At 58.5% G+C, this 6,475-nt stretch carries 5 protein-coding genes; 2 read left to right on the top strand and 3 right to left on the bottom strand.

Annotated elements, in window-relative coordinates:
- The first annotated feature begins 175 nt into the window (after positions 1-175).
- On the top strand, positions 176-919 hold the full coding sequence (locus tag QMK33_RS12955) for an outer membrane beta-barrel protein (RefSeq protein ID WP_283565018.1): 744 nt from the start codon (positions 176-178) through the stop codon (positions 917-919).
- 195 nt (positions 920-1,114) lie between these two features.
- Here the strand turns inward: QMK33_RS12955 and QMK33_RS12950 are convergent, their stop codons facing one another.
- A complete protein-coding gene (locus QMK33_RS12950) occupies positions 1,115-1,777 on the bottom strand; it encodes a DUF6985 domain-containing protein (RefSeq protein ID WP_283565017.1) in 663 nt (220 codons plus the stop codon).
- Between the two features lie 146 nt (positions 1,778-1,923).
- Here QMK33_RS12950 and QMK33_RS12945 point away from each other — a divergent pair, with 146 nt between their 5' ends.
- Complete coding sequence (locus QMK33_RS12945) at positions 1,924-3,915, top strand: AAA domain-containing protein (RefSeq protein ID WP_283565016.1); 1,992 nt, start codon at positions 1,924-1,926, stop codon at positions 3,913-3,915.
- Positions 3,916-4,198: 283 nt separating this feature from the next.
- Here QMK33_RS12945 and QMK33_RS12940 read toward each other — a convergent pair whose 3' ends face one another.
- Both QMK33_RS12940 and QMK33_RS12935 read right to left on the bottom strand, forming a co-directional pair.
- Positions 4,199-4,792 (bottom strand): fasciclin domain-containing protein, encoded by a 594-nt coding sequence (locus QMK33_RS12940; protein ID WP_283565015.1) that lies wholly within the window; start codon positions 4,790-4,792, stop codon positions 4,199-4,201.
- A gap of 208 nt (positions 4,793-5,000) precedes the next feature.
- A complete protein-coding gene (locus tag QMK33_RS12935) occupies positions 5,001-6,134 on the bottom strand; it encodes an SMP-30/gluconolactonase/LRE family protein (protein WP_283565014.1) in 1,134 nt (377 codons plus the stop codon).
- Between the last annotated feature and the right edge of the window lie 341 nt (positions 6,135-6,475).

Raw genomic sequence — 6,475 nt, 5'->3', positions numbered from 1 at the left:
ATAACGGGGCTAAGCGGCTCAAAAAGCTACGGGGCCAGACCCCCTACGAGTTTGTCTGCGCCGAGTATACAAAAAATCCTACTATCTTCACTCGTGACCCTACCCATGACTTTGTGGGACTATACAACTAGCAGCCCATACTTTTGCTTCCTCCAATCTTTTTTAAATGCTTTAAATGAATAAATTTTTACTCACCGTTGGCCTACTGCTGGCAGCGCCCGCTGCTTTTGCCCAGGCGGGCTTTCGCTTCGGCCCCCAGCTAGGGTTCAATTACGCGGGCAGCAACTACGCATTCCCCGACATTACCTCCAGCGACAAGAGCAGCAACTCGTACCGGCCGGGCCTGGAGGCGGGCGCGCAGGTGCAGTTCGACTTGGCGGCGCATTATGCCCTGCAGTCGGGCTTGTTGTTTTCGCAAAAGGGGGCCCACGTCGAAAACAGCTATTTCACCGCGTACTCCAGCTACACCTACACCTATACCGAAACCTACGATTTTCGCTTCAACTACCTAGTGCTCCCGCTGCGCCTGCAATATAGCTCGGCCCCAAACGGCCAGGGACTGCTGCTGCTGGCGGGTACCTACGCCGGCTTCTTGGGCGGCGGCAGCTACAAGTCTACCTCACAGGCCTATACAAGCGGCACATTTCAGGGCGGCGGTGGCGACTCGGGCAATGTAGCGCCCGGCGATACGTATAACACCAACTATTCCAGCCACACCTACTATAGCCGGGGGCTCGATGCGGGCGGGCAGCTGGGCATGGGCGTGGGGGGGCAGCATCTGCAGGTGCAGCTGGTATACAGCTACGGCCTGCGCAACCTCGGGGCTGAGTACCCCGCTGGCAAAGGCAGAGCCGCTCCTTCCTACCACAATCGCTGCTTTACTTTAGCAGCGGCCTACCTGTTTGGCAGCAGTAAGTGAGATTAGCTTTTTTGCTGAATGACAATTATTTATACTTAGAATCTATCCGAATAGGGATTGTCATGCTGACGAAGAAAGCATCCTATCACGTTTGGACGACTTGTTCTAGCCTGATAGGATGCTTTCTTCGTCAGTATGACAATCCCTATTTGGATAGCCTCTAGGTGAATTGTTCAGTTAAGTAAGGCTCCGCACCTATTCGTCGCCCTCTTCATCCAGCTCAAAAGCATCGTCCAGGTCGCCAGCGGCCAGGTCGCTGCTCCCGAAGCCCAGTACTTCGCTGCGGCAGGTGTACACCCCCATGCCATGTTCGGTATCCCAATCGCAGCTCAGGGCCAGCCCGATGTGCGCCACGCCGTCGGTATGCTCACCCTTTATATAAACGCGGTGCAGCTCGATTAGTCCGCGCAGCTCTTCGGGGGCGCGCAGCTTAGCGGGCAGGCTGTGGCGATTGGCATTATCGTCATCGTCGTAGCTGTAAGTGAGCAGGATGGTCCACCAGTGCCGGTAAAAATAGGCCAGCGTAGCTTGCAGCAGCTCGCTTTCGTGTGCGAGTAGCCACTCGTAGGCCCGCACCTGCTCGGGTCTGGGCGGCAACTGCACATTCACAACGGGCGAATCTACATCCAGCTCCAGCGGGTCGTCGTTTGGGCCGTAGCTATCCCGTTCCTGGCCGGCGTGCTTCTCGCGCTTGCGCCGCCGGGCATTGGTGGCGGCTCGCACGGCCTTCCAGGTACCCCGGCCTTGGTTGAAGGCTTCCCAATTATGTAGCGCAATGGTACCCAGCCACTTGTATTCGGCCCACTCCAGGGTGGGAATGGCAGTTGAGCCAGCAGTAGCCAGAGAGAGAGCAGACATATAGAACTAACCGGAATGTGAAAAGAGGGCCAGGTTGCGCGGGCTAAAGTACTCGCGCCGTCCGCTTGCCCAATTAATGCCGACCTTCGGCCACTCATTTGCCTTTTCCGTTGTTACCCCTCCAACGAAAATTATATCCCTGTCTTTTGTCGACCGATAGTACCCTCCCCCACGCCGAGCCCTACGCCATTGAGAAGGAGCTGCGCCGCGTGCAGGCATTGCTCAAGCTAGAGCAACAAGAAGATTTAGAGCAGTTTAAGCTCAAAAACGCCAAGGCCAGCATCCAGGAGCGCCAGCAGCGCGGCCTCACCTGGTACCCCGTCACGATTACCAAGGAAGACGTGGGCTTCGGCGGCAAGGTCGTGATTGAGCTGGAGCGGCCCGCCGGGCAGCAGGGGCTGCACCTGTTTCAGGTGGGTAAAAACGCGTCGCTGTTCGGCAATGTGCCCGGCCGCGCCGCCACCGACCGGCCCACGCTCAGCGGCGTCATTACCAGCGTGCGGCGCAATAAACTGCTGCTGGCCACCACAAAGGAAGACCTGCCCGACTGGGTGCACGAGGGCGGCAAGCTGGGCATCGACCTCACCTTTGATGAGGTGAGCTACCGCGAGATGGACTACGCGCTGGGTAAGGTGATGGGCGCCTACGGCGACCGCCTGGCCGACCTGCGCGATATTCTGCTCGGGGCCAAGCCCGCCCGCTTCCGCCAGGAAAAAGCCGACGACCTTTTTTACCCCAGCCCGCTCAACGAGAGCCAGCTGGCAGCCGTGCGCCACGTGCAAGCGGCTCAGGATGTGGCCATTATCCACGGCCCGCCCGGCACCGGCAAGACCACCACGCTGGTGCAGGCCATTCTGGAAACCATCCGGCGCGAGCGCCGCGTGCTGGTATGCGCGCCTTCGAACACGGCCGTGGACCTGCTCACCGAGAAGCTGGCCGAGCGCGGCGTCAACGTCATTCGCATGGGCAACCCCTCGCGCGTGTCGGACCTGCTGCTGGAGCATACCCTCGATGCCCAGGTGATGGCCCACAAGCGCTACGGCGAGCTGCGCTCGCTGCGCCAAACCGCCGAGCAGTACCGCGAGCTGGCCAGCAAGCAAACCCGCACCTTTGGCTGGGAAGAGCGCGAGCAGCGCCGCCACCTCAAGGAGGAAGCGCGGGCCATGCACCAGGAAGCCGACGGCCTGGAGCGCTACATTACCGAGGACTTACTCGAACAGGTGCAGGTGATTACCTGCACCTTAGTGGGTGCCAGCAACCGCAACATCCGGCACCTCACCTACGAAACGGTGTTTATCGACGAGGCCGCCCAGGCCCTGGAGCCGGGTTGCTGGATACCCATCTCCAAGGCCCAGCGCGTGGTGCTGGCCGGCGACCACCAGCAGCTGCCGCCCACCGTGAAAAGCGAAAAAGCGGCCCGCGACGGCCTGCGCGAAACACTTTTCGAGAAAGGCATCAAGCGCCAGCCCGAGGCCAGCCGCATGCTGCAAGTACAGTACCGCATGCACGAGCAGATAATGCAGTTCAGCTCCGAGCAGTTTTACGAGGGCCGCCTGGTGGCTTCGCCCACCGTGGCCCACAACGGCCTCGAAGCCTACGACTTACGCTTTGCCCCCGACCTGCCGGTCGAGTTTCTGGACACGGCCGGCTTTGGCTTTCAGGAAATTACCATTCCGGAAAGCCGCTCTACGGCCAACCCCGAGGAGGCCGACCTGCTGCTCAAGCGCCTGGCCCAGTTGCTGGAGCCCTACGACGCCGTAGACCACGAAAACGACCCGCTCAGCATCGGCGTAATTGCCCCCTACCGCGCCCAAATCAACTACTTGAAGGATGCCGTGGAGGAAAACGACGAGCTAAGTGGCCTCCTGCTGCATCGCCAGCTGAGCGTAGGTACTGTAGACTCGTTCCAGGGCCAGGAGCGCGATATTATCGCTATCTCCCTGACGCGCAGCAACTCGCACGGCGAAATCGGCTTTCTCTCCGACATCCGGCGCATGAACGTGGGTATGACGCGCGCCCGCAAAAAGCTGCTGCTCGTGGGCGATTCGTCTACGCTGGGCTCGCACCCGTTCTACAAGGCGTTTCTGGAATACGTGGAGCGCGTGGGCGGCTACCGCACCGCCTGGGAGCTGGCGTAAGCAAGGATGTTAATTAATTCACTGCTAATCAGTATTTTATGCAAAAACAGCGTTAGGTTGGATTCACGGAAGCCTAACGCTGTTTTTCGAGTAACTGATACAACGTATTGACAACCAATTACTAACAAGCCTGGCAAGCATAAAGCGCCCCCACGTTCTAATTTACGTGGGGGCGCTTTAGGTTGCTTTCGGGTTGGGAAGCGATTGGTAACGCTCCCAGGCCAGTTTTAGACTACTCAGCAAAGCTGGCAGCCTAAATTGCCGGTTCAGCAGGCGGAAAAGCCTACTTTGGCAGCAGCACCTGGTTTATTACGTGCGTTACACCATTGCTTGATTTTACATCAGCCTTGATAATGGTGGCACCATTTACAGTTACAGTACCACCCGAAACGCTGACCATCAGCTTTTTACCACCAACGGTAGTTAGCTCCTGGCCATTCTTCAAATCGGCGGCCATCACGTTGCCCGGCACTACGTGGTAGGTTAGAATATCAGCCAGCTTCGCCTTGTTCTCGGGCTTCAGCAGGTTGTCAAGCGTGCCGGCGGGCAGCGCATCGAAAGCTTCGTTGGTAGGGGCAAATACCGTGTAGGGACCACCACTGGTGGCTTTATCGGCGAGGCCGGAGGCTTTCAGGGCGGCAGTGAGGGTGCTCATTTGCGGCACGGCGGTGGCGTTTTCAGCCAGGTTTTTCCCACTCGTGTCGGCCATGCCCATGTTGTCGCCGCTAGTCTTGGCTGAGTCGGTAGCCATTGCATTGGCATCCGTCTTCGCCATATCAGTGGTAGCAGTGCTGGAGCAGCCCGCGCTGCCAAATGCCAGGGACGAGGCGACAAATACGGTGGCCAAGGTGCGGAGTTGGAATTTTGCTGGTGTCATTTTCATGTGGAAAGGGTTTAAGTTTTTGGTTGACAGAGTCATAAAGTAAAACGCTGGGCATATTGTTTGAAAACTCATCCCCAATTCTGCTCACGGCAAGGCTGGCTGACAATTAAAATGCTCCCACCAAAGGGGACCCGGACCCAGAGGGACCGTTGGTAGACAATCAGTCCTTGTGGCGCGCAACAGCAGTGACGCAGCTACACACTTACGGCAAATCAATCGCCGACTCCGTGTGCGGGGCATCTGACTTGGTGTTGACGAAGTGCGGCACCGGGTTGTCGTAGTTCGAGATAAGCAACTGCTTGCCTTTTAGCAGCACCTCGGCGGGTTGGTCGAGGCGGCCGCCCGCGCCGTTGGTGTCGCCGTTGCGGGCCAAGATGCTGTGGGCGTTGGTTTTTAGGTCCACCACGTCAATCGAGTTGAGGCGGGCGCTGGTGATGTAGGCCTTGTCGGTGGCGCGGTCAATGACGAAGCCGTCGATGCAGGGGATTTTGGGGCCGGCCACCGGCACGATTTCCTGGCTGGCGTAGCTGCCATCGGGCTTGAGCGTGACGCGGTAGAGCACACCATCGCCGAACGAGCCGGTGTAAAGCCGGCCCTGGCTGTCGTAGTCGATGCCGTCGGCCCCGTTATCGACGCCGGTTTCGTTCACGGTAGTTGTGAACATGGCCAGTACGTGCGGGTCCTTGGTTTTGGGCTTGAGGTGGATGGTGGTGCCGGGCTTCAGCTCGGCCAGCGTGAAGTGCAGGATGGCGCTGCCCTTGTCGTTATCGGGCAGGTCCCACTGGCTGTCGGTCACGTAGAGGTCGTTGCCCTTCCACACCGTGCCGTTGGCGAGGGCAAAGTTGTCCACGGCCGTTTCGATGGTACCGGTGGGCTTGCCGTTTTTCATCAGCGCCCGCATCAGGCGCGATTTAAAATCCTTGCTGTTTTCGTATTGGTTTTCAGCGTAGTACAAGTTGCCATCGGGGCCCATTGCCAGGTCCATCGGGGCGGCGTGCTTGGTGGTGGGCTCGGGAGGCAGGTGGCTGAGGAAGGGCTTGTAGCCGCCGGCGGTTAGCTCCACAATGCGGGCCGGATAGCTGTTATCGGCCATGTTGGGGATGGAGAGCAGCACCCGACCATCGGGCAGCAGGGCCAGGCCATCGGGCGTATTCATAGAGTCGGGGAAGGTGGCAATCAGGCGCGGCTTAGCCCCCTGGGTGGCGGTATCGGCCAGTTCAACCGACTTAGCGGGGGCTGTCGCCACCACTTTTTTATCTTCAGCTTGCTGGGGGCCGCAGCCGATGAGCAGGGTCGTGCTGGCCAGTGCGGCTAGCGGCAGGAAAAGGATTTTCATTTGATTTTCAGGCAAGTAGGAGCACCCCTTTACGCCCCGGAGCGAACCGAAGTTGTGCGGCCGCGCCCCGGTGGCGGGCCCCGGTTACAGAATAAAATTCTTTTTATAAGAATTACCTCCACCTTACTAAAAAGACCGGTTTTGACGCTCAGGCAGTAGCCCTCCGCGGTGGTTTTATTAAGGAGAATTTAAGCTAACCCGCTGGCCTGGAAGCTCGTTGGCAAAAATTTATCTTCCTTTCCTTTTCCTAATCCACTTTTGTTTATGGACCAGAAACCACTGGCGAAGCAAAACCATTAAGACATGGTAAGCACCCCCAAACCGACGAGCTAGCCCAGAAC

This window comes from Hymenobacter sp. H14-R3, from assembly GCF_030063445.1.
Classification (GTDB): Bacteria; Bacteroidota; Bacteroidia; order Cytophagales; family Hymenobacteraceae; genus Hymenobacter.
Note: the sequence above shows the minus strand (reverse complement) of the source record. Positions and strands in the feature narration are given on the sequence as shown.